This window comes from Burkholderia sp. LFS061, assembly GCF_047978125.1.
Classification (GTDB): Bacteria; Pseudomonadota; Gammaproteobacteria; order Burkholderiales; family Burkholderiaceae; genus Burkholderia; species Burkholderia pyrrocinia_C.
Genome location: NZ_JBFPFS010000005.1, coordinates 200,514 through 227,201, shown reverse-complemented (window position 1 = coordinate 227,201; position 26,688 = coordinate 200,514). Strand labels below are relative to the sequence as shown.

Sequence of the window (26,688 nt, the reverse complement as noted above, 5' to 3'; positions counted from 1 at the left end):
CCCGGCACGGTGCGCAGCCGGCCGGCACGACCGCCAGAACGCGATGCAGCGCGGTCGGCCCCCGAACCTTCTCCCTTCACCGCTTTAGCGAAGCCTGCGCGACCGAGGCCGGTATCCGTTGCGCCGGCCTGCTGCCGAACGGCGGACGATCCGTCACGCGTCGTTTCCTCGCCTGCCCCCAACGCGTCGAACCCGTGATTCGCCTGGAAGCGCATTTTTTTTTAAAGACCGCGCCACGTTCGACCGGTATGATCGCTGCGCTCGCGAATTGCGCCATCGGCCAGTGCCGGCCAGTGCAGGGCGACTCGCGCGCGACCGACATCACCAGCACGACCATCAAGACAGCGCAGGACGGACGCCGGCGGCGCACCGTGCCTCGATCCGGCCGAACGGGCCAAGACAGCACGACGGAGTATTGAACGATGTTGACGGAGACAGGGGCGGCGCGACGCGCATGGGCGATCGCTGCCGGGGGAGCGTTGTGCGTGGCCGCAGCGGGCGGCGCGCACGCGCAGGCGTCGAACGCAGCGGCGCCGCAGCAGGCCGGCGCAGCGGCGGTGGCCGTGCTACCGCCGATCGACGTGAAAGGAACGGCCGGTGGAACGGCCGGCGGATCGTCCGTCGGGCTCGTCGGGCTGCGCACCACGGCCGGCACGAAGACCGACACGCCGGTGGCCGAGATCCCGCAGACGACCAACATCGTGACCGCGCAACAGATCGAGATGACCGGCGCGGCCGACCTGAACCAGGCGCTGCGCTACGTGCCGGGTTTCGCGACGTTCGGCGCCGACAGCCGGACCGACTGGTATGCGGCGCTGCGCGGCTTCACGCCGACGCTGTACGTCGACGGCGTGCCGACGCCGAATACGGCCGTGATCGCGAACTGGCGCGTCGACCCGTACACGATCGACTCGATCGCGGTGCTGCGCGGGCCGACGTCGGTGCTGTACGGCGCGGGCGAGCCCGGCGCGATCGTCGACGCGCACACGAAACTCGCCGACGGCGAGCGCGTGCGCGAAGCCGGCGTGCAGATCGGCAACGATGCGCGCAAGCAGTTCATGTTCGACGTCGGCGACCGGCTCGACCCGGACGGCCGGTATGCGTATCGCTTCGTCGGCGTTGCGCGCGACGGCAATGCGGTGACCGGCCCGAACGGCGACCGGCGCGTCGCGCTGGCGCCGTCGTTCCGATGGCGGCCGAACGCCGATACGTCGCTGACGTTTTCCGCGTCGTTCCTGCAGGACAGCGGCGACATCTCGTCGAACTTCCTGCCCGCGTCGGGCACGGTGCTGCCGAACCCGAACGGCCGCCTGTCGCAGGACATCTACATGGGCGACCCTGCGTTCAACGACTACCGGAAGAAGCAATGGTCGCTCGGCTACGCGCTGGAGCATCGCGTGAATGCGATCTGGACGCTGCACCAGGACGTGCGCTGGTCGCACCTGTCGCTCGACGACGCGACTGTGTTCGGCATCGGCCTGGCGCCCCGCAGCACGACCAACATGATGCGTTTCGCGGGGCTGTTCCAGCTCAACTACAGCCGGCTCGATATCGACAACCGCGCGCAGGCGCGCTTCGGCACGGGGCCGTTCGAACACACGCTGCTGTTCGGCCTGCAGTTCGACCGGCAGACGACGACCAACAGCGTGTGGCTCGCGCTGGCGCCGTCGCTGAACCTGTACCACCCCGTCTATCGGCCCGTGACGGCCGCGATCTTCTCCGGCCCGACGTCGCTCGGCCACGTCGACCAGTACACGGCGATGAACGCGGTCGGCGTGTACGCGCAGGACCAGATTCGCTGGCAGCGCTGGACGCTGACGCTCGGCGGCCGCGAGGACCGCGTGAATGCGCGGTTCGACGACCGGACGGCCGGCACGCAGACGCGGCAGGACGTCAGTGCGTTCTCCGGGCGCGTCGGGCTCACCTATCAGGGTGATGCGGGGCTGTCGCCGTATGTGGGTTATTCGACGTCGTTCGATCCGGTCATCGGCGTGCGGATGGCCGGCGGCGGTTTGCCGAAGCCGACGCGCGGCACGCAGACGGAAGCCGGGCTGCGCTGGCAACCGCCCGGCCAGAACCTGATGCTGAACGCGGCCATTTACCAGATCGACCAGACCAACGTCGTGACCCCGACACCGGCGAATCTCGATCCCACCGGCACGACATCCGTGCAGACCGGCAAGGTGCGCTCGCGCGGCATCGAGCTGAGCGCGGTCGGCAAGGTGACACGCGAGCTGTCGATCGTCGCGTCGTATATGTATCAGGACGTCAAGAACGTGCGGGCGAACGACGCGTCGCTGAACCACTGGCCGGTGTCCGTGCCGCTGCCGCGGCAGATGGCGTCGATGTGGGCCGACTGGACCTGGCATACGGGCGCGCTGTCGGGCCTCGGGATCGGCGCCGGCGTGCGCTACCAGAGCGCGTCGGCCGGTGCCCCCGACAACTCGCTGACGGTGCCGAGCACGACGCTGTACGACCTGGCGATGCACTACGAGATGCGCCACTGGCGGTTCGCGCTGAACGTCGCGAACCTGTTCGACCGGCGTTACGTCAGCGGCTGCACGTCGTACACGGTGTGCGTGTTCGGCAACGAGCGGACCGTGCTGGCCAGCGCGAAATACAACTGGTAATCGCGCTCGCGCCGCCCCGGCCTATGCGCCGCGTTGCGGTTCGCGGGTCGCGGCGCGCCGGCCCGCGTGGCGCTGGCGCCGCCATTCGGTCGGTGTGATGCCGAAACGTTCGCGGAAGGCGGTCGCGAAGTTCGCCGGCGTGGCAAAGCCGATTTCCTTCGCGATGCTGGCGATGCTGAGCGACGTCGAATCCAGCAGATTCTGCGCGATCCGCAGCCGCTCGTGCCGCAGATATTCGAACACCGTCTGGCCGAGATTGTCGCGAAACGCGCGTGACAGCCGCTTTTCATGCGTGCCGACCGCGCGCGCCAGTTGCTCGACCGTCGGCGGATCGTTCAATGTACGCGACAGGTGGCGAATGGCCGCGCGCACGATGATGTCGTCGTCCTTGCCGTCCGGTAACGGACTCTCCGTGTCGACAGGCCGCTCACGCCGGGTCCGTGCGAGCTGCACGCGAATTCGCGCGAGCACTTCGGCAGGCTCGAACGGCTTCACCACATAGTCGACGCCGCCAATCTCCAGCCCCTCGAGGCGTTCGTGCAATTCGCCGGCCACGGTCAGGAAGATGACCGGAATCGCGCTCGTCAGCGGATCGGCGGCCAGCAGCCGGCACGCGGTAAAACCGTCCATGCGCGGCATGCGGACATCCATCAGGATCAGGTCGGGTATCAGCGCCTGCGCGCGCTCGCACGCCTGCGCCCCGTCGAATGCGATGCTGATCCGGCAGCCGGTGCTGCGCAGGATGTCGATCAGCAAACGCAGCTGGTCGGGCTGATCGTCGACGATCAGGAGATGGGCGTCGCTCAATGCGGAGATCGATGGGGGCATCGTGCACCTGTTCTGGAAAGGCGGCTGGCTGTGATCCCGCGGGTGGCCTGCCCGGTGCGGGGAATCGTCGGAAGCCGCTCTATGACGACGCGCAAAACGCATCGCACGCTCGCATCGACAATCGGAATGGGCCGGACTGCGCGGCAGGCAACCGCTCGGCGCAATACCCGGCGTTCGTTGTTTTGATCGCTGAGCCGGTAAAGGCGCGGAGAATTGCCGTGGTCGCGTCGTGAATGGTCGCGGCTGCCGGTATCGATGCGAGCGGAATTGTAGGAGCATATTTCGAATCCCGCCAGATGGCTTGTCGATATTCGCGTCATGTCGTTTTACGCATTTTCAGGATGTGATGTGGTTTTTGCCTGCAGTGTCGCCATGTTGATGTTCGTCAAAGCGCGCTGACTCCATGTGTGTCCGGCACGCAATGGCTCGGTCGAGTCGACTCCGTGGTCGCGAGTCGTTCGATTGCATTTAATTCAAATCCGCTTCGGCAAAGTATTTATCTGCTGCAAAAAACATTCCCATTAATCGCAATGGCGCGCAATCGTTTGCGAAGCGGAAATATTTTAAGTAACTCATTGAATATATTGGATTTTGCAATCTATAAACAATGTCGCCTTTGATAATCATCGTTCGTGTCTCATAATTCGTCCGAACTTTGGGCGCCGGATGGCACGGAACAACCGAAGGCTCGGCGAACCGCGATGGACGTTGCGCGATTCAAGTCCGAAGCATCGGTCGATGTATGTCCGAGCGGATGTTCTGGGCATCGAAGCGGAAATCCGGTTGCCGGAGATGAAATAAAAGAGACGAGGTTGGTCGCGGTCGGCGCGACGTCGGATTCGGGGTAGTTATAAAGACGGGTTGAATCTCCGGATTCAGTCGGGGGAGAGTTCGTCCATAAATAACACTACGTATTCCTAATGTACGTAACGAATTAACGGAACGGGCCGCAAAGAGACGGCGTGCCCGGGCTATCGGACGCCCTGTCGATTTGCGCGGTCGGTGCGTGTCGCGTTCGACACGCCCGGGCCGGGCATCGGGAACAGGTTCCGCACTGAAGTCGCAATCGCAGTCGAAGTCGAAGCTGTCAATAAAAGTAAGTAGTCCGTATTCAAACCAGACGCTACAAAACGGAGCAGAACAGCATGAAGAGGAATCAGATTTCGGCGCTTGCCGCCGCCATGTTCACGGGTGCAGGTGTGCTGATCGCGGGCGTCGCGCACGCGGACAATTTCGTCGACCGCGGCAACCCGGACAACGCGCTGAATGGCCAGTGCATCGACGGGACCAACCCGCTCTGCGTGGCAACGAAGAGCGGGAGCTACGTGGCGGTGAGCACCTCGAACGTGACGCAGGGAACGAATGCCAGGGCCGGCACCAGCGGTATCGCGATCGGCGATCAGTCGAATGCAAGCAGCAAGGGCGGCACCAGCAGCGGCGGCGCGATTGCGATCGGCGTCGGCTCGCAGGCGCTGGCGAACTCGGCCACGGCGATCGGCACGGTGGCGGTCGCGCAAGGCAATACGTCGCTCGCGGTCGGCCGCCAGTCGGCCGCGGTCGGCGATTTCTCGATGGCGCTCGGCAACGTCGCGGATGCGCACGGCACGAGCTCGATCGCGCTCGGCCACTCGGCGCTGGCCAGCGGCGATCGCTCGATTGCGATCGGCGGCGCCAACCCGACGTCGAGCGACGGCGTATCGAACGGCGCCGCGTACGACGCGGCGACTCAGACGCGCGCCGGCGGCACGCAATCCGTGGCGATCGGCGCGGGCGCGCAGACGAACGACAACAACCAGGTGGCGATCGGCTCGGGCAGCGTCGGCGCGAACAACGGCGGCACGCCGGTATTCGGCGGCACGGCCGCGCCGGTCGGCGGCGCGGTGTCGTTCGGCGCGCTCGGCAACGAACGCCAGCTCAGGAACGTCGCGGCGGGCGCGGCCGATACGGACGCCGTCAACGTCCAGCAGTTGAAGAACGTGAACAGCACGCTCAGCACGGGCATCGGCAATGTCGACGCGCGCGTGACGTCGGTCGGCAATTCGTTGTCGACGTCGATCACGAACGTCGACCAGCGTGTGACCAATGTGGGCAACAGCCTCAGCACGAGCATCGTGTCGGCAACGCAGAACGTCGTGAAATACACGGACGATTCGCATGCGGCGATCGCGCTCGACGGCAGCAACGGCACCACGATCGGCGGCGTCGCGGCCGGCGTGGCCGATACCGACGCGGTGAACGTCGGCCAGTTGAAGGGCAGCGTCGCGCCGCTGCAAACGTCCATCTCGACGGCGGCTTCGAACATCGCGAACCTGCAGAACAGCGTCTCCGGCATCAACACGTCGCTGAGCACGGCGGCCTCGGACATCGGCAACCTGCAGGCGGCCGATACGCGCAACGTGAAGTACGACGGCGCGAGCGGGTTCGACTCGGTGACGTTCGCCGGCACCAACGGCACCACGTTGCACAACGTCGCGGACGGCAAGGACATGCACGACGCCGTCAACGTCGGGCAACTGAACGGCGGCCTCGCATCGCTCAGCACGAGCGTGACGAACAACCTCAGCACGACGCTCGGCAACCTGAGCACGTCGATCACCAGCCAGATCGGCGCTGCGACGAAGAACGCCGTGCAGTACGACGACGACGCGCACGGCGGCGTCACGCTCGGCGGCCAGGGCGCGCAGGCGCCGGTCGGCCTGCACAACGTCGCGGACGGCATTGCCGCGGGCGACGCGGTGAACGTCGGCCAGCTCGGCAAGGCGACCGACACGCTCAATCAGTCGATCGCGACCGTCGGCAATCAGGTGACGACGAACACGGGCAACATCGCCGCGCTCCAGCAGGATGCGCTCCAGTGGAATGCGGGCCTCGGCGCGTACGATGCGAGCCACGGCGGCAACGGCCCGCAACTCATCAGCAACGTCGCGGCCGGCAAGAACGGAACGGACGCGGTCAACGTCGATCAGTTGACCGCGGCGATTCACGACGGCACGAGCCAGCTCGATGCGCTGGCCGTGAAGTACGACGATGCGAGCAAGCGGCAGGTTTCGCTCGGCGCGGGCAACGGCGGCAGCCCGGTGCGCGTGACCAACGTCGCGGAAGGCAACGTGGCGTCCGGCAGCACGGACGCGGTGAACGGCGCGCAGTTGCGCCGCGCGATCGACGGCACCGCGGCCGCACTCGGCGGCGGCGCAACGGCGAATCCGGACGGCTCGATCAGCGCGCCGGCTTATAAGGTCGGCGGCGGCTCGTTCAACAACGTCGGCGACGCGCTGACGAACCTCGACGGCCGCGTCGGCAGCAACACGACGACGCTCGAGAATCACGAAACGCGCCTCGGCAATGCCGAAACGAACATCGCCGGCAATACGGCCGCGATCGCCGGGCTGCAGCAGGACGCGCTGCAGTTCGACCCGAAACTCGGCGCCTACAGCGCGGCGCGCGCCGGCGCGCCGACGAAGCTGACGAACGTGGCCGACGGCAACGTCGCCTCGGGCAGCACGGACGCGGTGAACGGCGGCCAGCTGTCGGGCGTGAAATCCGCTCTCGAACAGCAGATCACGCAGGTGTCCAGTCAGACCGGCGAGGCGGTGAAGAACGTCGTCAAATACGATGTCGACGCGAACGGCAACCGGCTGAATTCGGTTTCGCTCGTCGGCGGCGACACGAACTCGGCCGTCGTGCTCAAGAACGTCGCGGCGGGCACCAGCGATACCGACGCGGTGAACGTGAAGCAACTGAAGGACGTGCAGTCGAATCTCAACCAGCTTGGCGCGCTCGCGGTGCAGTACGACGACAGCTCGAAGAGCACGATCACGCTCGGCGGCGCCGGCGGCACGCGCATCACCAACGTGCAAGCCGGCACCCTCAGCGCCACCAGCACGGACGCGGTGAACGGCTCCCAGCTCTACGCGACCAACCAGCAGGTGTCGAAGAACACGACCGACATCTCGAACCTGCAGGGCAGCGTGACCAACATCGCGAACGGCAAGGCCGGCCTCGTGCAGCAGCAGGACCCGAACGGCGCGATCACGGTCGGGAAGGACACGGGCGGCACCAGCGTGAATTTCTCCGGCACGACGGGCGACCGCACGCTGACCGGTGTCGCGGCGGGCGTGAACGACAACGATGCGGTCAACGTCGGCCAGTTCAACAACGCGATGAAGAGCGTGGCGGCCAACGACAGGATCCGCACGGCGGCGACCGATGCGAACACGACGTGGATCGCGCGTGCCGATGCGGGTTCGATCGGATCGACGGCGACCGCGACCGGCAAGAACGCGGTGGCGGTCGGCCAGGGCTCCGTCGCCGATCGCGACAATTCGTTCTCGGTCGGCGCGAAGGGCAGCGAGCGCCAGATCACGAACGTCGCGGCCGGGACGGCGCCGACCGACGCGGTGAACGTGCAGCAGCTGAACGACAACCTCACGGCCGCTTCGACGCAGGCGAAGAGCTACACCGACCAGCGCATCGGGCAGGTGTACAACTCGTTCAACGACCTGAAGAAGGACATGTACGGCGGCGTCGCGTCGGCGATGGCGGTGGCCGGCCTGCCGCAGCCGACGGGCGCGGGCCGCTCGATGGTGTCGGCGGCGACCTCGAACTATCACGGTCAGCAGGGGTTTGCCGCCGGCTACTCGTACGTGACGGAGAGCAATCGCTGGGTCGTCAAGGCGTCGGTGACGGGCAACAGCCGGTCGGACTTCGGCGCGGTGGTGGGCGCGGGTTATCAGTTCTGACGCAGGTCGCGCAGCATCGAATGGCCGGGGGGGCCGGGCAGCGATTGTGATGCCTGGTACCAGCGGGAAATCCTTGGCCCGGGGTCAGTCGGCTGACCTCGGGCCATCGATGTTCGACGCGGTGCTTAAAATCAAGGCATCGGGAAATACCGAATCTCCTCAACGGATACACACGGGCGGAAGACCAACGACCCGTCGTGGCGTGGAGGTTTATTCGGCCCGACACCGCCTAGATTCTCGCGAGCGTGCTGTGATCGGCCTCACCGCCGAAATATTTCTCGAGCGCCTCCACGAACACCGCGTTATCGGCAGTCGCATGCGCGAACAACGTGACCGACGACCGGAATTTCAGGTAATCCGGATACCCGAAAATCGTCTGGATCGAACTGCCTTCGACCTGATTGACCAGCCGCGTGCATTCCCGCAGCCTTTCGCCGAGCAGCGGATGCTGAAGATACGCGACGGCTTCGGCCAGTGTCATGATCGCATACCGTTGCGCCATCGCGCTGTCGCCAAGCCCTTCGATCTGCGGAAACACGAACCACATCCAGTGGCTTCGCTTGTGTCCGTTCTTCAGCTCGTCACATACCTGCGCATACACCGGATCCTGTGCGTCGACAAAGCGCTGAAGATCATGGGGATCGTCCATTTCGCCCTCCGTCCGTGCCGGTGCGGAAAGCCGCCCGAGCACTCATTGTGAGCGTGACCCGGATGGTGTGCAAACGCCCCGTTGACCGTATGCTCACCCGGCTTCGCATCGCGTCCCGCGAGTGGGAGCGATCGGATTTGCTGCAGTGCACTGCGATCGATCGCCCGCAAGTGACGTCGCGCATGCCGTTGGATGGCGACGTGCCGGCAACCGGCGTAGCATTCAGACATGACATGCGGCCGGCCGCGATCCTGACCGACGGATCGGCGGCACCCCCCGATCCGGCCGCAGCCGGCCTCGCATGACGGCCCGGCAAAGGAGCCTCGATGCGCTCGCAAGCAACGTCCGTCTCGCGCCTGAGGCGCTATGGGATCATGGCTGCGGTCGTCGTCGCGTGCCTGATCGTCATCGGGCGCATCACCGGTATCCTGGTCGACTGGCTCTGGTTCTCGTCGATCGGCTATGCCGGCGTCTTTTGGACGATCCTGTCCGCGAGGGTGCTGCTGTTCGTCGCGGTGCTCGCCGTGTCGGCGGCCGCGATCGGCGCGTCGGGGTTGCTCGCGCATCGTTTTGCAAGGTCCGTCGATGTCTGGCAGGTAGAGGAAGCTTCGTCGACGCGTGCGGAGGATGTCCTTCGGGCGCTCGCAGCGGAGGTCGCATCGCGCGTTCCATGGCGCGCGGTCATCGCCGCGGGTGCCGTCTTCCTCGGGCTTGCGATCGCCGCCGGTGCGATGTCGAGTTGGGATGTCGCGCTGCGCTTTCTGCATCGGGTGCCGTTCGGCGCGCGCGATCCGATCTTCGGCAAGGACATCGGCTTCTATCTGTTCGCGCTGCCCGTCTGGATCGTACTGAAGAACCTGCTGCTGCAAGTGGTCGTCTGCTGCGCGATCGTCGCGGCCAGCGTCTACTGGCTGCGCGGCGACATCATGCTGCGCCCGCGGAAGGGGCTTTCGTCGGCTGCCGCCGTTCACGGTTCGGCGCTGCTGGCGCTGTTCTTCCTGCTGAAAGCCTGGTCCTGGTGGCTCGAACGCTTTCTGCTGCTCTACGACAACAACGGTGTCGTGGTCGGCGCCGGCTATACGGATGTCCACGTGATGCTGCCGGTGCTGTGGCTGCTCGTCGGCCTCGCCGTTGCGTCGGCCGTTGCGATGCTGGTCAACCTGCGCCGGCCCGGCTATCGGCTGCCGGCCGCTGCGGTGCTGCTGGTGTTCGGCACTTCGTTTGCGCTCGGTATCGTCTATCCCGCGCTGTTCCAGCGCTTCTACGTCAAGCCGAGCGAGCTGCAGCTCGAGACGCCCTATATCCAGCACAACATCGCGTTGACGAGGCAGGCTTACGGTCTCGCGCAGATCGAGGTCAAGCCGTTTGCGGCCGGGCAGGGCCTGAATCTCGCGGCGCTGCAGGCCAATCGCGCGACCGTCGACAACATCCGCCTGTGGGATGTGCAGCCGCTGATGGATACCTATGCGCAGTTGCAGGAGATCAGGACTTACTACAAGTTCTTCTCCGTGGATATCGATCGCTACCGGCTCGACTCCGGCTACCGGCAGGTCATGCTGTCGGCGCGCGAACTGGAGCAGACGATGCTGCCGGAGAACGCCCGAACCTGGGTGAACCTGCATCTGCTGTTTACCCACGGCAACGGCGTCGTGATGTCGCCGGTCACCGAGAAATCCACGGAAGGCCTGCCGTCGCTGTATCTGCGCGACATTCCGCCGGTCGCGGACGGCGGGCCGGCGATCCACGAACCGCGCATCTACTTTGGCGAAGGCGGGCAGGGTTATGTGATCGTGAAGGGCAGCGTGCCCGAATTCGACTACCCGAAGGGCGACAGCAACGTCTACACGTCCTACAGCGGGCGCGACGGTGTCGCAATCGGCGGCGCGGCGCGGCGCAGCCTCTTCGCATGGCAGTTCGGCGATCCCAACATCCTGCTGACGCACTACATCACGGACGACAGCAGGATCCTGTTTCACCGCAACATCCGGGACCGGATACGCACGATTGCGCCGTTTCTCGCGCTGGACCACGACCCGTATGTCGTGGCAAGCAACGGACGCCTGTTCTGGATGCAGGACGCCTATACGACCAGCCGCTGGTTTCCGTATGCGCCGCCCGGAGTCGGCGACGGCGCCAACTACATTCGCAACGCGGTCAAGGTGGTGGTCGACGCGTACAACGGCACGGTCGACTTCTACGTCAGCGATCCTTCCGATCCGCTGGTTCGGACTTACGCGCGCATCTTCCCCGGCATGTTCAAGCCGCTCGACGCGATGCCGCCGGATCTTCGACAGCATATCCGCTACCCCGAGGATCTGTTCCTGATCCAGGCGAACCTCTACCGCGCTTATCACATGGATGCGCCGGAAGTGTTCTATAACCGCGAGGACCTCTGGCAGTTTCCTCGCGCGCTGGGCGATATCGACGGGGGCGACGCAGCGAACGCGCAGATGGCGCCGTACTACACGATCATGAGGCTGCCCGGCGATGCGCAGGCCGGCTTCGTGCTGATGCTGCCGATGGTGCCGAGCCAGCGCGAGAACATGATCGCGTGGCTGGCCGCGCGTTGCGATCCGCCCGGGTATGGCAAGCTGATCGTCTACGCGTTCCCCAAGGACAAGCTGATCTACGGGCCGTACCAGATCGAGGCGCGCATCCAGCAGAGCACGGACATCTCGCAGCAGATCTCGCTGTGGAACCAGATGGGCTCGCGCGTGATCCGCGGCCATCTCGTGGTCGTGCCGATCGAGAACTCGATACTTTACGTGTCGCCGCTTTATCTGCGCGCGGCGTCGGGTCAATTGCCGGAGCTGAAGCGGGTGATCGCGGCCTACGGCGACCGCGTCGTGATGGAGGAAAACCTGAGCGAGGCGCTTGCGGCGCTCTTCAAGGAGACGGGGCCGGGGCCGGTGGCGGCGCCGGCCCGCGGCGCGGCGGATGCGCGCGCCCGCGAAGCGCTGGCCCATTACGACCGCGCGATCGAGCGGATGAAGGCGGGGGACTGGGCCGGCTTCGGCGCGGAACTCGATGCGCTCCGGCCGTTGCTCGAAGCGCTGGGCGCCGTTCGCGCGGACAACAAGAAGTGATTGGCGCGCGGCCAACCCGTCAGGTCACCGGCGGCGCGTGCCCATGATCCCCCAGATCCCGCGCTTCGTCGTATTCCCGCGAAATATCCTTGTTCGTGTAATCCCCGAGCTTTGATGCGGCGACCAGGCTCAGCACCGCACATACCAGCACGTATACCGCGATCGCATACCCCGAGTGGTAGTAGGCAAACAGCGCCGTCGCGATCAGCGGTGCCGGGCCGCCTGCGATGACCGAAGCGAGCTGATAACCCATCGACGCACCGCTGTATCGCAACCGCCCGGTAAACGACTCGGCAATCAACGCAGCCTGCGGCCCGTACATCATCGAATGCGGGACCAGCGACAGCACGATGGCCGCGAAGATCCATACCGGATTCCGGCTGTCGACCATCGCGAAGTAGAGGAATCCGAATACACCGACGGCAGCCGCACCGATCATGTACATCCGCCGCCGTCCGATCAGATCCGACACGTGCCCGAACAGCGGGATGGTGACGAATTCGACCACGGATGCAACCAGCACCGCCGTCAGCAGCAGTTCGCGCGTGACGCCGAGTGCCGTGATCCCATAAGTGAACACGAACGCCGTAAAGATATAGAACGGCGCCTGTTCGGCCATCCGCGCAAACGCCGACAGCACGATATCCCTCGGCTGCTTGCGCAGCACTTCGAGCATCGGCGTCTTCTCGATCCGGCGCTCGGCCAGCAGCTTCGCGAAGATCGGCGTCTCGAGAATATTCAGGCGGATATAGAGCCCGATCGCGACCAGCACGATGCTGAGGAAAAACGGCACGCGCCAGCCCCACGCGAGGAAACTGCTGCCGGAAAACCAGCTCATGGCCAGCACGGCGAGGTTGGCGAGGAACAATCCCGCCGGCACGCCGAACTGCGGCCACGACGCGACGAAGCCGCGATGCGCATTGGTGCGCGCCCACTCCATCGACATCAGGACCGAGCCGCCCCATTCGCCGCCGACGCCGACGCCCTGGATGAAGCGCAGCACCGTGAGGAGAACGGCGCCCCAGATGCCGATCGTCGCGTAGGTCGGGACGAAGGCCACGGCGAACGTGGCGAGGCCCATCAGCAACAGGGTCACGATCAGGGTGGCCTTGCGTCCGATGCGGTCGCCGTAGTGGCCGAAGATCGCGGCGCCGACCGGCCGCGCGACAAAGCCGACGGCATAGATCAGGAACGCCTGCAGCGTGCCGACGAGAGGGTGGGACTGCGGGAAATACAGCTTTGCGAAGACCAGGCCGGTGACCGTGCTGTAGAGGAAAAAGTCATACCATTCGATCGTGGTGCCGATCGTGCTGGCTATGACGGCGCGGCGCAACTGGCGCCGGGCTTCCTCGTCGGAGAGGGGCGTGGCCGCGGATTGCATGGCAGCCATTTTGATATCTCCCGGAAAAGGGCGACAGAGAAATAAACCATACGCCCGGCGATTGGTTCCGGCAAGTCGCTCTGCAGCTTGCCAATCCGAAGGATTGCGAACTTATGCCGGACGTCGGCGACCCGCGTGGACAGCACGAGCGCGACGAGGACCGCGACGATGACGCATTGGGGCCGCGAGACACAGGCAGCCCCACGCGCCGACGGCGAATGTCGCGAGGATGAGCGCGGCAGATCGAACGAGTGTGACGGGATTCACGGTGACGCTCCGCTTCGATCGCAATAACCTGGCGCATGCGCGATGAAACGCGCCGCATCCCGAGGCGTCCCGGGCGTGCCGGCAACAGAGGAGGCCGACGCGCCCGATGCGAGCAACGCGCTCGATCGCCGTGCAAATCATCGGTACGGTGCCGTACGTGGATCGGGCGTGTTGCCCTTGCCACGCGGGGATCGCGCGGCATCCGGCGACCCGGTGCGTGCGCGACGGGCAAGTCACCACGAAACCTGCCCCGAAGACTGTTCTTCAGCGTACCGACTCATCGGGCCGTCGCGATGCACGATGACGTTCGTCGCATTCTTCTGTCTGGAGCGGACCATGAAATATCCGATCTATATCACGCGGCACGGGAATCCCCGCTATCGCGGCGCGCTTCCGGATTTTCCCGAAGTCGATGTGGAGGGCGACTCGTATGGCGAGTTGCAGGCGGCCGTCGCGCAACGGGTCATGGCCCGTTATGACCGGTCCGCGCGTCTCGTTCCGCCGCCGACCACGGACATGTCCGTATTGCAGGCGTCGGCGGTCGATGCCGGCGACGGGATCTGGCGCTTCTTCGACATCGACCTGACCCGGATGACGTCGAGTTCCGTGCGGATCGAGCTGTGCCTGCCGAAGCGCATCGTGCACGACATCGATCGGACGGCGGGCGCGCTGCATACGACTCGCGATGAGTTCGTGTCGATGGCGTGCGAGCACGCCGCCGACCGGTCCGCGCAGCACGGCGGGTTGCGTGGCGAACCCGTCGCGACATCGCTGTCGGAAGCGGTTTGACGGCCCGGGCGCGCGTGGCCGAGCGGTGCGGCCATCTGGGAGGACGTCTCTTGAAGATTCACGTTGCGCGCGTTTCGCGACGCCGGACCTCGCCATGGAGCAATGCCCGGCCGATTCGCGAGGAGTTCTTCGGCGACGAGCGACTCGCGCAGCATGCGGGCAGCCTGGCTCGCGCGCAGAAGGTGTTGACCGGTGCGGCGTCGGGCCCCTCGCTGGCCGCACGGCTGAATGACAACGCGGATCATCTGCTGAAGGCCTACCGGAACACGGTGGCCGCGGACGCGCGCGGAGAAGAAATCACGCCCGCGGCGGAGTGGCTGCTCGACAACTACTATCTTGTCGCGGAACAGGTGCGGCAGATCCGCGACGATCTTTCCCCTCGCTATTACCGGCAACTGCCCAAACTGAGCAACGGCCCGTTCGCCGGTTATCCGCGCGTGTTCGGGATCAACTGGTCATTCGTCGCCCATACCGACAGCCGTTTCGATCCCGATGCGCTATGCCGTTTCATGCTTGCCTATCAGGCCGTGGAACCGCTGACGATCGGCGAACTGTGGGCGGTGGCGATCACGCTGCGGATCGTGCTGATCGAAAACCTGCGGCGGCTCGCGGATCAGATCATCGACGACCGGCGCGCGCGGCTCGACGCCGACGCGCTCGCGGATCGCCTGCTCGGCGAAGGCGGGCAGGCGCGGGTGGAGACGGCGCCGCTCGTCGCCCGTTATGAGCAGGCCGTATTGCACGATACGTTCGCGGTGCAGCTGATTCAGCGGCTGCATGATCCCGATCCGGCCGTCGTGCCGGCACTGGCGTGGCTGCATCGGCACCTGGCGGCGCGCGGCGCGACGCCGGACCAGATCGTTGCGTCCGTCAACCATCAGCAGGGCGCCGCCAGCCTGACCGTGCGCAACGTGATCACCAGCATGCGGCTGATTTCGGAGGTGGACTGGACCGATCTGTTCGAGCGCATCAGCCTGGTCGATCAGGTGCTGCGCAGCCACCCGGGCTTCGCGGAGATGGATTTCCCCACGCGCAACCTGTATCGCGACGCGGTCGAAGCGCTTGCGCGCGGCGCGCCGGTCAGCGAGCTCGAGATTGCCCGGCGCGTCGTCGCCGATGCGGCAGCCCGCGCGCCGGCCGCCGGCGCGGTGCCGGGCCGCGAGACGGACCCCGGTTACTACCTGCTGGCGGACGGCCGCGCCGCGCTCGAAGCGGAGATCGGCTATCGGCCGCCCGTTGCGTTGTGGCTGCGGCGTCTGACACGCAACGCCGGTCTCGGCGGTTATCTCGGCCGTACCGGGCTGATCGCCGCACTGCTGCTGGCAGGCATGATGGCGTGGCTCGCGCGCGTCGAACCGCCCGGCCACTGGCTGATCTGGCTCGGTCTGGCCGGCCTGCTGCCCGCGCTCGATGCCGCGCTCGCGCTCGTCAATCGCAGCGTGATGCGCGATGTCGGCGCGAACATCCTGCCCGGCCTCGCGTTGCTCGACGGCATCCCGCCGGGCCTGCGCACGATGGTCGCCGTGCCGGTGCTGCTGACGACGGAAGCGGCGCTCGCCGAGCAGATCGAGCAACTGGAAATTCATCATCTGGCGAGCCCCAACGGCGCGCTGTACTTCGCATTGCTCTCCGACTGGGTGGACGCGCCCACTCCGCACGCCGACAGCGACGACGGGCTGCTGGCATCCGCGGCGGCGGGCATCGACCGGTTGAATGGCCTCTATCCGGCGGCGCCGGGCGAAGGCGAGCGTTTTCTGCTGCTGCACCGCAAGCGCGTGTGGAACGACGGCGAACGGTGCTGGATGGGCTGGGAGCGCAAGCGCGGCAAGCTGCACGAGCTGAACCGGTTGCTGCGCGGGGCGTCGGACACGTCGTTCATCGCGCCGGAAGGCCGGCCGCCGCACGTGCCGCCGGACGTGCGCTACGTGATCACGCTCGATGCCGATACGCGGCTGCTGCGCGATACCGTGCGCCGCCTGGTCGGCAAGATGGCGCACCCGCTCAACCGGCCGGTATTCGACTCGGCGAGCCGGCGCATCGTCGAGGGCTACGGCGTGCTCCAGCCGCGCGTGACTTCGTCCCTCGCGAGCGGCGACGAGGGCTCGCTGTTCCAGCGCGTGTCGTCGAGCGCGCACGGCATCGATCCTTACGTGTCGGCCGTATCGGATGTCTATCAGGACCTGTTCGACGAAGGCTCGTATGCGGGCAAGGGCATCTACGACGTCGATGCGTTCGAGGCGGTGCTCGCCGGCCGCGTGCCGGAGAACACGGTGCTCAGTCACGATCTGTTCGAAGGCATATTCGCGCGGGCCGGGCTGGCGTCGGATATCGAGGTCGTCGAAGCATCGCCGTCCCGCTACGACGTCGCGGCGGGACGCCTGCACCGATGGGCGCGCGGCGACTGGCAACTCCTGCCGTGGTTGATTTTCGGCCGCGAACCGCTGACGGCGGTCGGCCGCTGGAAGATGCTGGACAACCTGCGCCGCACGCTCACTGCGCCCGCCATGCTGGTCGCGCTGCTGGCCGGATGGATGCTGCCGCTGCCCGTGTCGCTCGCGTGGAGCGCGTTCGTGCTGGTGACGATCGCGCTGCCGTTCCTGTTGCCCGTCTTGAGCGGGCTGGTGCCGCGCTGGCGGCGCACGCACGTCAAGATGACCACGCGCAGCGTGCTCCATGCGTGGTCGACGGAGCTGCAGTTCGCGTTGACGCGGTTCGGCCTGTCGATCGTCATGCTGCCGCAGCAGGCATGGTCGATGGGCGACGCGATCGCGCGCACGCTGTTTCGCGTGGGGATCAGCCGTCGCCATCTGCTCGAATGGACCACGGCGGCCGAAGCCGGCGCGCGCGACCGGCGGACCCTGGCGCTCACCTATCTGCAAATGCGCGGCGGCGTGACGCTCGCGCTGCTTGCCGCGGCCGCCAGCCTGCTGGCGGGCTGGCGCTTCGATCGTCATGCGGGCTGGCTGGCCGCTCCGTTCGCGCTGGTCTGGTTCGCGGCGCCCGCGATCGCCTACTGGCTGAGTCGCGCGCCGCGGCCGGCGGGCGAGCTGGCGGTGGCGCCGCACGATGCGCGCCAGCTGCGGCGCGACGCGCGCCGGACCTGGCGCTATTTCGAGACTTTCGTGACGGCCGACGATCAGATGCTGCCGCTGGACAATTTCCAGGAGGACCCGAAGCCCGTTGGCGCGCACCGGACTTCGCCCACCAATATCGGGCTGTACCTGTTGTCCGCCGTCAGCGCCCGCGAGTTCGGCTGGCTCGGCACGCTGGACGCGGTGTCGCGGCTGGAGGCGACCCTCGCGACGATGCGGCTGATGTCGCGCTATCGCGGCCATTTCTACAACTGGTACGACACCCGTGACCTGCGGCCGCTCGAGCCGCGGTACGTGTCGTCGGTCGACAGCGGCAATCTCGCCGGCCACCTGATCGCGCTCGGCAACGGTTGCCGCGCGTGGGCGAATCAGCCCGCCGGCGTGGGGCGGCAGGCCGCGCACGAAGGAGTCGGCGATACGCTGGCGCTGTTGCGCAGGGCCGTGTGTCGGGATGGCGACGCCCGGACGGCCTTGCACGGCGAATTCGAGCGGGCTGCGACCGAGCTGGAGGAGACGCTCGCCGCACCGGCGGCCGAAGACGACGGTGCAGCGGACGGCCGCGCCGCGGCGGAATGGCCTGCGATCACGATCCTCGCCGCGACGGTCGCCGATGTCGCGCGCGCGCTGATGGACGAGGTCGGCCGGGTGCGGGGCGGCGACGTCGACGACGTGCTGTTCTGGGCGCAGGCGCTCGAGCACGCGGTGCAGGGGCATTGCCGCGACGCGACGCGCACGCCGGACGAAGCGGACGTGCTGAACAAGCGTCTTCATGCGCTGGCCGATACCGCGTTGCAGATGGCCTATGCGATGGAGTTCGGCTTTCTGCTCGACCCGGTGCGGAATCTGCTGTCGATCGGCTATGCGGTGGCCGACGGACGGCTCGATCCGGGCAACTACGATCTGCTGGCGTCGGAGGCCCGCCTGGCGAGTTTCGTCGCGATCGCGAAGGGCGATGTCCCGGCGCGGCACTGGTTCCGGCTCGGCCGCCTGGCGACGCCGATCGGGCACGGCGCGGCGCTGATCTCGTGGTCGGGATCGATGTTCGAATACCTGATGCCGTCGCTGGTGATGCGCGCGCCGGACAGCAGCCTGCTCGCGCGTACCAATCACCTGGTGGTGCGTCGGCAGATCGCCTATGGCGACGGGCTGCGCCTGCCGTGGGGCATGTCGGAATCGGCGTACAACACGCGCGACATCGAGCTGACCTATCAGTATTCGAGCTTCGGCGTGCCGGAGTTGGGGCTCAAGCGCGATCTCGACCAGAATCTGGTGGTCGCGCCCTATGCGACCGCGCTCGCGGCGATGGTCGCGCCGGACGCCGCCGCGCGCAACTTCGAGCGGCTGCGCGCGGCTGGCGCGTGCGGGCGCTTCGGCTTCTACGAAGCGCTCGACTACACGCCCGCGCGCGTGCCGGAAGGCATGCCGGTGGCCATCGTGCGGGCGTTCATGGCGCATCACCAGGGCATGTCGATCGTGTCGATCGCCAATGCGCTGCTGGGCGGGCGCATTCGCGCGTTCTTCCACGGCGAGCCGGCCGTCCGCGCCACCGAGCTGCTGTTGCAGGAGCGGGTACCGGGCCGGGTCGCGGCCGGGCGGCCGCGGGCCGACGCGAGCCCGGCCGGCAGGATGCATGGCATCGATGCCGGCGTCGCGCGGCGCGTGCTGTCGGCGGACGATCCCGCGCCCGTCACGCATCTGCTGTCCAACGGCCGCTACGCCGTGATGCTCACGGCCGCGGGCTCCGGCTACAGCCGCCGCGACGATCTGGCCGTCACGCGCTGGCGGGAAGACGCGACGCGCGACGATTGGGGCAGCTACCTGTATCTGCGCGACGTCGACAGCGGCGACGTCTGGTCGGCCGCATGGCAGCCCACCGGCGTGGTGCCGGACAGCTACGAAGTGACGTTCACCGAGGATCGCGCCGAGTTCGTTCGTCGCGACGGCACCTTGACGACGTCGCTCGAGGTGGTGGTGTCCGCCGAGGACGACGCGGAGGTGCGGCGGGTGTCGGTGGCCAATGCGGGCACCCGGGCCCGCGTGATCGAATTCACGTCCTACGCGGAAATCGTGCTCGCGCCGCCCGCCGCCGATCACGCCCATCCCGCGTTCTCGAAACTGTTCATCGAGACCGAGTACGTTCCGGCGTCCGGCGCGATTCTGGCGACGCGGCGCAAGCGCGCGCCGAACGAGGCGGAGGTCTGGGCCGCCCATCTGGCGGTGACTTCCGGCGAAACCGTCGGCGCGGAAGAATTCGACACCGATCGATTGCGCTTCATCGGGCGCGGGCGCGGCGTTCGACTGCCGCTTGCGCTGACCGAACGGCGTGCGCTGGGCGCTTGCGAAGGCGCGGTGCTGGACGCGGCGTTCACGTTGCGGCGGCGGCTGCGCATCGAGCCGGGCGCGAAGGCGAGCGTCGTCTACTGGACCATCGTCGCGGATTCGCGCGCGCAGCTGCTCGACCTGGTCGACAAGCATCGCGACGGCGAATCGTTCGCGCGTGCTGCGATGCTCGCGTGGACCCAGGCGCAGGTGCAATTGCGGCATAGCGCGGTGAGCCTCGACGAGGCCGCGTTGTTCCAGCAGTTGGCCGGATACATGCTCTACAGCGATGCGTCGATGCGGCCGGGTTCCGCCGCACTGCTGCGCCATGCGGCGGCGGTGTCGGCGGCGGGCGGCGTAGGCGCGTCGCCGCTATGGACGCATGGCGTATCGGGGGATCTGCCGATCCTGCTGGTGCGGATCGACGACATCGAGCACATCGCCATGGTGCGGCAGCTGATCCGCGCGCACGAGTATTGGCGGACGAAGCGGCTCGAGGTCGACCTGGTCATCGTCAACCAGCGCGCGTCGTCGTATGTTCAGGATTTGCAGGCGGCGCTCGAGGGGTTGGTGCGGGCCCGGCAGCAGCCGGGCGAAGCCGGGCGCGGCAGTATTTTCGTGCTGCGCGACGACCTGATGGCGGCGGCGGCGCGCGCGCTGTTTCCGTCGGCCGCGCGAGCCGTGCTCGCCGCGCGCAACGGCCGGCTGGTGGACCAGTTGCGACGGCTCGCGGGTTCACCGCTGCCCGCCCGCGCGGATGCCGCGCGCCCGCCGCTGCCGCCGCCCGCGTTACTGCCGCCGAAGGGGGCGCAGGCCGGCGCCGGTCTCGAATACTTCAACGGCATCGGCGGTTTCGCGCGCGGCGGGCGCGAATACGTCGTGATCCTGCAGCCCGGTCAATGCACGCCGATGCCGTGGGTCAACGTGGTCGCGAACCCGTCGTGCGGCTTCCTGAGCTCGGCGGAAGGGGGCGGCTATACCTGGGTGACGAACAGCCGCGAGCATCCGCTGACGCCGTGGTCGAACGACCCGGTCACCGATCCGCCCGGCGAGGTGTTCTATGTCCGCGACGACGAAACCGGCATGCGCTGGGGGCCGCAGGCGAACTCGATCGGCGACGATGTGCCGGGTGCGACCCCGTTCGTGGCGAGTCACGGCCAGGGCTACAGCCGGTTTGCGCATACCGCCGCCGAGGTCGCCGTCGAATTGCTGCAGTTCGTGCCGCTGGCCGATCCCGTCAAGATTTCCCGCCTGACCTTGCGCAACCTGTCGGACCGGCCCCGCCGGCTGTCTGTCGCAACCTATGCGGAGTGGGCGCTGGGCGCGTCGCGCAGCGTCGCGGCGCCGCACACCGCGAGCGAGATCGATCCGCCCACCGGCGCGCTGTTTGCCCGCAACGACTGGAGCCAGGCGTATCGCGGCAGGGTGGCGTTCGCCGATCTGTGCGGCCTGCAAACTTCCTGGAGCGCGGACCGGCGCGAGTTCATCGGCCGCAATGGCGTCCTGGGCGATCCCGCCGGTTTCCCGGGCCGCATCGGCGCGTCGCCGCTGTCGGGCCGCGTCGGCGCCGGGCTCGACCCGTGTGCCGCGTTGCAGACCACGGTCGATCTCGAACCCGGCGATAGCGTCGAAATCGTCTTGCTGCTCGGCGAAGGCGCCGATGCTGCGGCGGCGCGACAGTTGATCGAGCATTACCGTCAGGCGGATCTCGACGCGATATTCGCCGCCGTGACGGCGTTCTGGGACGAGACGCTCGGCGCGCTCCAGGTCGAGACGCCGGACCGTGCGATGGATCTGATGCTGAACCGCTGGCTGCTGTACCAGACGCTGTCGTGCCGGATCTGGGCGCGTGCGGGCTTCTATCAGGCCAGCGGCGCGTACGGCTTTCGCGACCAGCTGCAGGACGGCATGGCGCTCGCGGTCGCCCGCCCGGCCCTGACGCGCGAGCATCTGCTGCGGGCGGCGGCGCGCCAGTTTCCGGACGGCGACATGCAGCACTGGTGGCTGTCGGAAAGCGGCAGCGGCGTACGCACGCGAATCTCCGACGACCGTGTCTGGCTCGCCCATGCGGTTGCGCACTACGTCGACGTCAGCGGCGACCGGGCGATTCTCGATGCGTCGATCCCGTTCATCGACGGGCGGGCGCTGGCCGCCGACGAGCAGGACGCGTTCTTCATTCCGCGCATCTCGGAAACGAGCGCCTCGCTGTTCGAGCATTGCGTGCTCGGGTTGGAGTCCAGTCTGGCGCATGTCGGCGAGCATGGCCTGCCGTTGATCGGCACGGGAGACTGGAACGACGGCATGAACCGGGTCGGCGAGGCCGGGCGGGGCGAAAGCGTCTGGCTCGGGTGGTTCCTGCATGCAACGCTCACGGCGTTCGCCCCGCTCGCCACGGCGCGCGGCTTGGGCGAACTGGCGGCGCGCTGGCTGACGCGCGCCGGCGCGTTGCGCGATGCGCTCGCCGATGCGGGATGGGATGGCGAGTGGTATCGGCGCGGCTACTTCGACGACGGTACGCCGCTCGGCTCGGCCGGCAGCGCCGAATGTTCGATCGACGCGATTGCGCAGTCGTGGAGCGTGCTGTCGGGCGCGGCGGACCCGGCGCGCGCCGCGCAGGCGATGGACGCGCTGGAAGCGCGGCTGATCCGCCGCGACGATGGCCTGGCGTTGCTGTTCGCGCCGCCGTTCGATCGTTCGCCGGTCGATCCCGGCTATATCAAGGGCTATCCGCCGGGCATCCGGGAAAACGGCGGCCAGTACACGCATGCCGCCACGTGGTCGGTGCTTGCGTTCGCGCAAATGGGCGACGGCGATCGCGCCGCGAATCTGTTCGCGATGCTCAATCCGGTCAATCGCAGCCGCACGCGCAGCGGCGCGAATCGCTATCGGGTGGAGCCGTACGTGGCCGCCGCCGACGTCTATTCGGTCGCGCCGCATGTCGGTCGCGGCGGATGGACCTGGTACACCGGTTCGGCGGGCTGGCTGTATCGCGCGGGCGTCGAAGGCCTGCTCGGCCTGCGCAGGCATGGCGACAGGCTATCCATTCAACCGTGCATCCCGCGATCCTGGCCGGGCTTCAGGGCAACGTTGCGCCATGGGGCGTCGCACTACGACATCGTCGTCGAGAATCCGGGCAACGTCAGCAGCGGCGTGTCCCGTCTCGTCGTGGATGGCGCGCGGCTCGCCGCCGGCGAAGCGGCGGTGCGGCTCGTGGACGACGGTCGGCGTCACAGCGTGGTCGTGACGCTGGGGGCCGCACAGGCGGTGCTGCTGTGAGGTGGCAGGTTGGCGCTCGGGCCGGTACGTTAGCGGACGGACTGCGCGCGAATTACGTCCGATCATGAACCGATGTTTCGAATTCCATCGAGACGTCAGCGCATGGGCTTCCATGCGTCGGGCCGGATCGGACGGCGCAGCGGCAACCCGAGGAGATGATCATGAGAAAGCTACATTCAGTGGCAGTCGAGATGGCGATAGTCACGATGGCGATTGTCGTGCTGGCAGGTTGCGGCGGTATGTCTCGCCGCGGAACGGATACGGTGATCGGGGCGGGTGTCGGCGGCGTCGCCGGTGCGGTCCTGACGGGCGGCAGTGCGTTGGGCACGGTTGGCGGCGCGGCCGTCGGCGGGGTGGTCGGCAATCAGGTCGGGAAATAGGCCGGCCGAAGGGCAGGGAATCGGCACGCGCACGCGCCGTCACGACGAAGCGCGTGCGGATACGAGCGTGACCCGGGAGTGCGACCGGTATGTCGGCATTTCTCCTGAACGGTGAGCTGAGGCTGTCCTGGTGGCAGCTTGCGTGGGTCGTGCTCGCGCTCACGCATGTCACCATCATCAGCGTGACCGTGTACCTGCACCGCTGTCAGGCGCACCGGGCGCTCGATCTGCACCCGGGCGTCAGTCACTTCTTCCGGTTCTGGCTGTGGTTGACGACCGGCATGCTGACCACGCAGTGGGTCGCGGTGCATCGCAAGCATCACGCGAGGAGCGAGACCCCGGAAGATCCGCATAGCCCGCGAACCCGTGGCCTCGCGACCGTGCTGCTTCGCGGCGCGGAACTGTACCGTGCGGAAGTGCGGAACGAGGAAACGCTGCGCCGATACGGATCGGGCACGCCGGACGACTGGCTGGAACGCCAGGTCTATGCCCGCTATCCGAATCTCGGCGTCGGGCTGCTGGCCGTGATCGACGTCGCGCTGTTCGGGTTGCCCGGCGTCGCGGCGTGGGCGATCCAGATGATATGGATTCCGTTCTGGGCCGGCGGCGTGGTCAATGGTTGCGGCCATTTCAGCGGTTATCGGAATTTCGCGACGTCCGATGCGAGCACCAACCTGTTCCCGCTCGGCATCCTGATCGGCGGAGAAGAGCTGCATAACAATCACCACGCGTACGTGACGTCCGCCAGGCTGTCGAACCGCTGGTTCGAGTTCGATATCGGCTGGCTGTACATTCGCCTGCTGGCGGCGTTGAGACTGGCGACGATTCGGCGAGTCGCGACGAAGCCGCGGCTGCTCCCGAACAAGGCAGTGGCCGACGACGCCACGCTGCAAGCGGTCATCCGCAACCGGCATGCGGTGATGGCCGCCTATGCGCGCATGCTCGAACCCGCCTGCCGGCGGGAGCTGCGCCGCATCAAGGACATGAGCCGCGACGACAAGCGCGCGTTCGCGCTCGGCATGAAACGCTGGCTGCGCCAGGCCTGGGGCCATCGGGACAAGCCCGATCTGCGTGCGCTGACGAGCACCAGTGCCAACCGGCGAATACGCGTGTACGTGGATATGTACGAGACATTGCTCGAGCTATGGACGTGGTCGCACGCATCGCACGAGCAATTGCTGGCTCAGTTGCAGGATTGGTGCCGTTGCGCGGAGCAGAGCGGCATCAAGGCGATCGCCGATTTCTCGATGCGCCTGCGCCGGTATGCGTGATCCCGGCACGCCGGTGGCCTGCCATGCGCGACCGACGTGCAACAGTGCGCGGTGCGCATCTGCCGCTCATCTCGCCCGATTGTCTGGACGCGAATAACGCCACTTGCTCGCATTGGAATTGATGCCGGCATTCTGGCGGATGCGCTTCTCGGCGCGTTCGACGTCGGCACGGGTCAGATCGTCCCGCTGCTTTTGCCGGGTCGCGTCATCGCGCCGATCGATCGAGGTGCCTGAATGATATTTCATGGATCCTCCGGAGTGAGGTGTGCTAGGTGTGCTCGCGTCGCGAGACGCGGCGTCGAGCCGGATGCGGCGGACGAATCAGATCGCTGCGGGAGCGATCTTGCCATCCACGATGTCCTTGCCGAATTGCATCGCCAGGTCGAGTGCCAGCGCTGCCGTCTGCGGAGCGCCATGCTCGAAAATGGTCGAGTAACGCGGCGCCGTTGCCGAGGTCGCCGGGATCGTATCGATGCGCACGATCGAACCGAAGCGCTTCGGACCGGGGGCGTGGGGATCGCCGAACGGCGGGAACAGGATTTGCGAATAGACACGGAGTTCACGTCCGCGATATTCGAGAGTGGGGATGGTCATGATGTGCTCCTGACAGAGCAATCGTTGGCGCCGAAGGATTCAAGGGCGCCGATGCTTCGAAAAAAACGGGCATGTATCTGTAGTGTGCGCGCCCGATACCGGTTACGCAATAAAAACATCGGATACCGAATCATATTTTCGATGCGGGAAAATGGCCCGGCTGCAATGCGGTTTCTGAAGAGTGCGACTTCCAAATAGTCGATACCGTACAGACCCGCGCGTGTCGTCCGGTTCAAGATAAACTCGATACCGAGGAGGCCGCCATGTGCATCCCACTTTCACCCGAGGTCGTCGAGACCCTCAAATCGCTTGATCGAATTCCGGATTCCCAAGCCGATATACCACGCGCCATAGCCAATGAACTGTTGAATCACGGGCTCGCATACGAGTCGCGCACCGGCGGTTCGATCAATATGACGGCCGCAGGCCGGCTGTGGCTGAATCGGTGCGCCGATTATTAAGAAGCGCGCACGCGTCGACCGGACGAGACGGGAGTTTTGTCGCGTACAACGCTCCATGGACAAGTGAGGCAATGATGAAAATCCAATCTACACGATGGTTTACGCTGAACCGATATGCGCCTGTTCGCGACGGATGGTATGAGGTGCGGCTGGTGAGCGGAGACACGGCATTTGCGAAGTTTGGCGCCGGCGAATGGACGGAAAAGCCGGTGCTCACCTTTACGCATTGGCGAGGCTTGCGCTCCGATCCGGCCAAGTCGGGCGACCAGGAGACGATTGCCGCGGATGCGACCGCAGCGAAAGGTGTCCGAGATGCGTGGGATGCGTTCTTTCCCGGCGTGGGAGCAGAGCAGCACAAACCACTTGCCGCCGCGCACAGCGACGATACCCGACCCACTGAAGGATCGTGACGGTCGGCTGGGAAACGGATCTCGCCGGACGCGTACGTGCGCCATCGACACCCGGCGAGTCCGCGGCACCTTGCTCGATCGCGCGGCGCTTCGGAGCGGTTCGCGCCAACACCCTACGGCCGCTTCTTGAATTGCTCTTTCGCGTCGCCGAACGACGCTCGTGTCTTTCCGACGACCTGCTGGACCTTGCCCTGCATTCTGGTCACTCGATTTCCCATGACCTTGCCGACCACTTCCCTCAGTTTGCCTTTTGCTTCCGCGATGCGGCCTCTCACCTGATCCCTGTTCATGACACTGCTCCTTGACATTGGTCGCCTGTTTCACCGGTACGAAACCCGGAACCATCGAAGCTTCGTATCGGGCGCTTTAGCGCCGGAGAAGCAGGGTGCCCGAAGACACCCTGCGCGCCATCGTGACGGAAGTCGGTACGATGCCGTACGCGAATCGCCGCGAAGATGGGTTGTCCATATTGTCTTTTTTACACGCTTGGTACGCTTTCGTCCCGTATTCGCCTAT

General features: G+C 66.6%; 14 protein-coding genes. 8 read left to right on the top strand and 6 right to left on the bottom strand.

Features of this window, described 5'->3' with window-relative positions; all coding sequences use genetic code 11:
* The first annotated feature begins 422 nt into the window (after positions 1 to 422).
* The gene (locus ACNQQL_RS06675; RefSeq protein WP_347063632.1) at positions 423 to 2,630 is read left to right on the top strand and encodes a TonB-dependent siderophore receptor; all 2,208 of its coding nucleotides are present in this window, start codon (positions 423 to 425) and stop codon (positions 2,628 to 2,630) included.
* 21 nt (positions 2,631 to 2,651) lie between these two features.
* Here ACNQQL_RS06675 and ACNQQL_RS06670 read toward each other — a convergent pair whose 3' ends face one another.
* Positions 2,652 to 3,458 (bottom strand): response regulator, encoded by an 807-nt coding sequence (locus ACNQQL_RS06670; protein ID WP_072439632.1) that lies wholly within the window; start codon positions 3,456 to 3,458, stop codon positions 2,652 to 2,654.
* Positions 3,459 to 4,603: 1,145 nt separating this feature from the next.
* On the opposite strand from ACNQQL_RS06670, the gene ACNQQL_RS06665 reads away from it, so the two are divergent.
* Positions 4,604 to 8,197 (top strand): YadA-like family protein, encoded by a 3,594-nt coding sequence (locus ACNQQL_RS06665; RefSeq protein ID WP_347063631.1) that lies wholly within the window; start codon positions 4,604 to 4,606, stop codon positions 8,195 to 8,197.
* A gap of 229 nt (positions 8,198 to 8,426) precedes the next feature.
* Here the strand turns inward: ACNQQL_RS06665 and ACNQQL_RS06660 are convergent, their stop codons facing one another.
* On the bottom strand, positions 8,427 to 8,846 hold the full coding sequence (locus ACNQQL_RS06660; RefSeq protein ID WP_347063630.1) for a DUF1810 domain-containing protein: 420 nt from the start codon (positions 8,844 to 8,846) through the stop codon (positions 8,427 to 8,429).
* A gap of 326 nt (positions 8,847 to 9,172) precedes the next feature.
* Between ACNQQL_RS06660 and ACNQQL_RS06655 the strand changes: the two genes are divergently transcribed.
* Entirely contained in the window at positions 9,173 to 11,932 is a 2,760-nt protein-coding gene (locus tag ACNQQL_RS06655) for a UPF0182 family protein (RefSeq protein ID WP_347063629.1), read from the top strand.
* Positions 11,933 to 11,951: 19 nt separating this feature from the next.
* Here the strand turns inward: ACNQQL_RS06655 and ACNQQL_RS06650 are convergent, their stop codons facing one another.
* A complete protein-coding gene (locus ACNQQL_RS06650) occupies positions 11,952 to 13,322 on the bottom strand; it encodes an MFS transporter (RefSeq protein WP_347063628.1) in 1,371 nt (456 codons plus the stop codon).
* A 594-nt stretch (positions 13,323 to 13,916) separates the two neighbouring features.
* On the opposite strand from ACNQQL_RS06650, the gene ACNQQL_RS06645 reads away from it, so the two are divergent.
* The 4 genes from ACNQQL_RS06645 (at position 13,917) to ACNQQL_RS06630 (ending at position 24,707) form a co-directional block, all read left to right on the top strand.
* The gene (locus ACNQQL_RS06645; RefSeq protein WP_416392544.1) at positions 13,917 to 14,369 is read left to right on the top strand and encodes a type II toxin-antitoxin system HicB family antitoxin; all 453 of its coding nucleotides are present in this window, start codon (positions 13,917 to 13,919) and stop codon (positions 14,367 to 14,369) included.
* Between the two features lie 50 nt (positions 14,370 to 14,419).
* The gene (locus ACNQQL_RS06640; protein WP_347063626.1) at positions 14,420 to 23,056 is read left to right on the top strand and encodes a GH36-type glycosyl hydrolase domain-containing protein; all 8,637 of its coding nucleotides are present in this window, start codon (positions 14,420 to 14,422) and stop codon (positions 23,054 to 23,056) included.
* Between the two features lie 161 nt (positions 23,057 to 23,217).
* On the top strand, positions 23,218 to 23,436 hold the full coding sequence (locus tag ACNQQL_RS06635; protein WP_072439846.1) for a glycine zipper 2TM domain-containing protein: 219 nt from the start codon (positions 23,218 to 23,220) through the stop codon (positions 23,434 to 23,436).
* Positions 23,437 to 23,525: 89 nt separating this feature from the next.
* Positions 23,526 to 24,707, top strand: a complete 1,182-nt coding sequence (locus ACNQQL_RS06630; RefSeq protein ID WP_347063625.1) for a fatty acid desaturase — start codon at positions 23,526 to 23,528, stop codon at positions 24,705 to 24,707.
* A gap of 66 nt (positions 24,708 to 24,773) precedes the next feature.
* Here the strand turns inward: ACNQQL_RS06630 and ACNQQL_RS06625 are convergent, their stop codons facing one another.
* Both ACNQQL_RS06625 and ACNQQL_RS06620 read right to left on the bottom strand, forming a co-directional pair.
* Positions 24,774 to 24,953, bottom strand: a complete 180-nt coding sequence (locus tag ACNQQL_RS06625) for a hypothetical protein (RefSeq protein WP_204421121.1) — start codon at positions 24,951 to 24,953, stop codon at positions 24,774 to 24,776.
* A gap of 75 nt (positions 24,954 to 25,028) precedes the next feature.
* A complete protein-coding gene (locus ACNQQL_RS06620) occupies positions 25,029 to 25,301 on the bottom strand; it encodes a hypothetical protein (RefSeq protein ID WP_347063624.1) in 273 nt (90 codons plus the stop codon).
* A gap of 535 nt (positions 25,302 to 25,836) precedes the next feature.
* On the opposite strand from ACNQQL_RS06620, the gene ACNQQL_RS06615 reads away from it, so the two are divergent.
* On the top strand, positions 25,837 to 26,172 hold the full coding sequence (locus ACNQQL_RS06615) for a hypothetical protein (RefSeq protein WP_072439848.1): 336 nt from the start codon (positions 25,837 to 25,839) through the stop codon (positions 26,170 to 26,172).
* A gap of 113 nt (positions 26,173 to 26,285) precedes the next feature.
* Here ACNQQL_RS06615 and ACNQQL_RS06610 read toward each other — a convergent pair whose 3' ends face one another.
* On the bottom strand, positions 26,286 to 26,462 hold the full coding sequence (locus tag ACNQQL_RS06610) for a CsbD family protein (RefSeq protein WP_204421123.1): 177 nt from the start codon (positions 26,460 to 26,462) through the stop codon (positions 26,286 to 26,288).
* Positions 26,463 to 26,688: the final 226 nt, after the last annotated feature.

What these genes read in the sequence shown, in the direction of transcription:
- ACNQQL_RS06630 (WP_347063625.1), top strand. Translation starts at nt 23,526, where the DNA reads ATGTCGGCATTTCTCCTGAACGGTGAGCTGAGGCTGTCCTGGTGGCAG.
- ACNQQL_RS06675 (WP_347063632.1), top strand. Translation starts at nt 423, where the DNA reads ATGTTGACGGAGACAGGGGCGGCGCGACGCGCATGGGCGATCGCTGCC.
- ACNQQL_RS06610 (WP_204421123.1), bottom strand. Translation starts at nt 26,462, where the DNA reads ATGAACAGGGATCAGGTGAGAGGCCGCATCGCGGAAGCAAAAGGCAAA.
- ACNQQL_RS06655 (WP_347063629.1), top strand. Translation starts at nt 9,173, where the DNA reads ATGCGCTCGCAAGCAACGTCCGTCTCGCGCCTGAGGCGCTATGGGATC.
- ACNQQL_RS06615 (WP_072439848.1), top strand. Translation starts at nt 25,837, where the DNA reads ATGAAAATCCAATCTACACGATGGTTTACGCTGAACCGATATGCGCCT.
- ACNQQL_RS06620 (WP_347063624.1), bottom strand. Translation starts at nt 25,301, where the DNA reads ATGACCATCCCCACTCTCGAATATCGCGGACGTGAACTCCGTGTCTAT.
- ACNQQL_RS06635 (WP_072439846.1), top strand. Translation starts at nt 23,218, where the DNA reads ATGAGAAAGCTACATTCAGTGGCAGTCGAGATGGCGATAGTCACGATG.
- ACNQQL_RS06650 (WP_347063628.1), bottom strand. Translation starts at nt 13,322, where the DNA reads ATGGCTGCCATGCAATCCGCGGCCACGCCCCTCTCCGACGAGGAAGCC.
- ACNQQL_RS06645 (WP_416392544.1), top strand. Translation starts at nt 13,917, where the DNA reads ATGAAATATCCGATCTATATCACGCGGCACGGGAATCCCCGCTATCGC.
- ACNQQL_RS06665 (WP_347063631.1), top strand. Translation starts at nt 4,604, where the DNA reads ATGAAGAGGAATCAGATTTCGGCGCTTGCCGCCGCCATGTTCACGGGT.
- ACNQQL_RS06660 (WP_347063630.1), bottom strand. Translation starts at nt 8,846, where the DNA reads ATGGACGATCCCCATGATCTTCAGCGCTTTGTCGACGCACAGGATCCG.
- ACNQQL_RS06670 (WP_072439632.1), bottom strand. Translation starts at nt 3,458, where the DNA reads ATGCCCCCATCGATCTCCGCATTGAGCGACGCCCATCTCCTGATCGTC.
- ACNQQL_RS06625 (WP_204421121.1), bottom strand. Translation starts at nt 24,953, where the DNA reads ATGAAATATCATTCAGGCACCTCGATCGATCGGCGCGATGACGCGACC.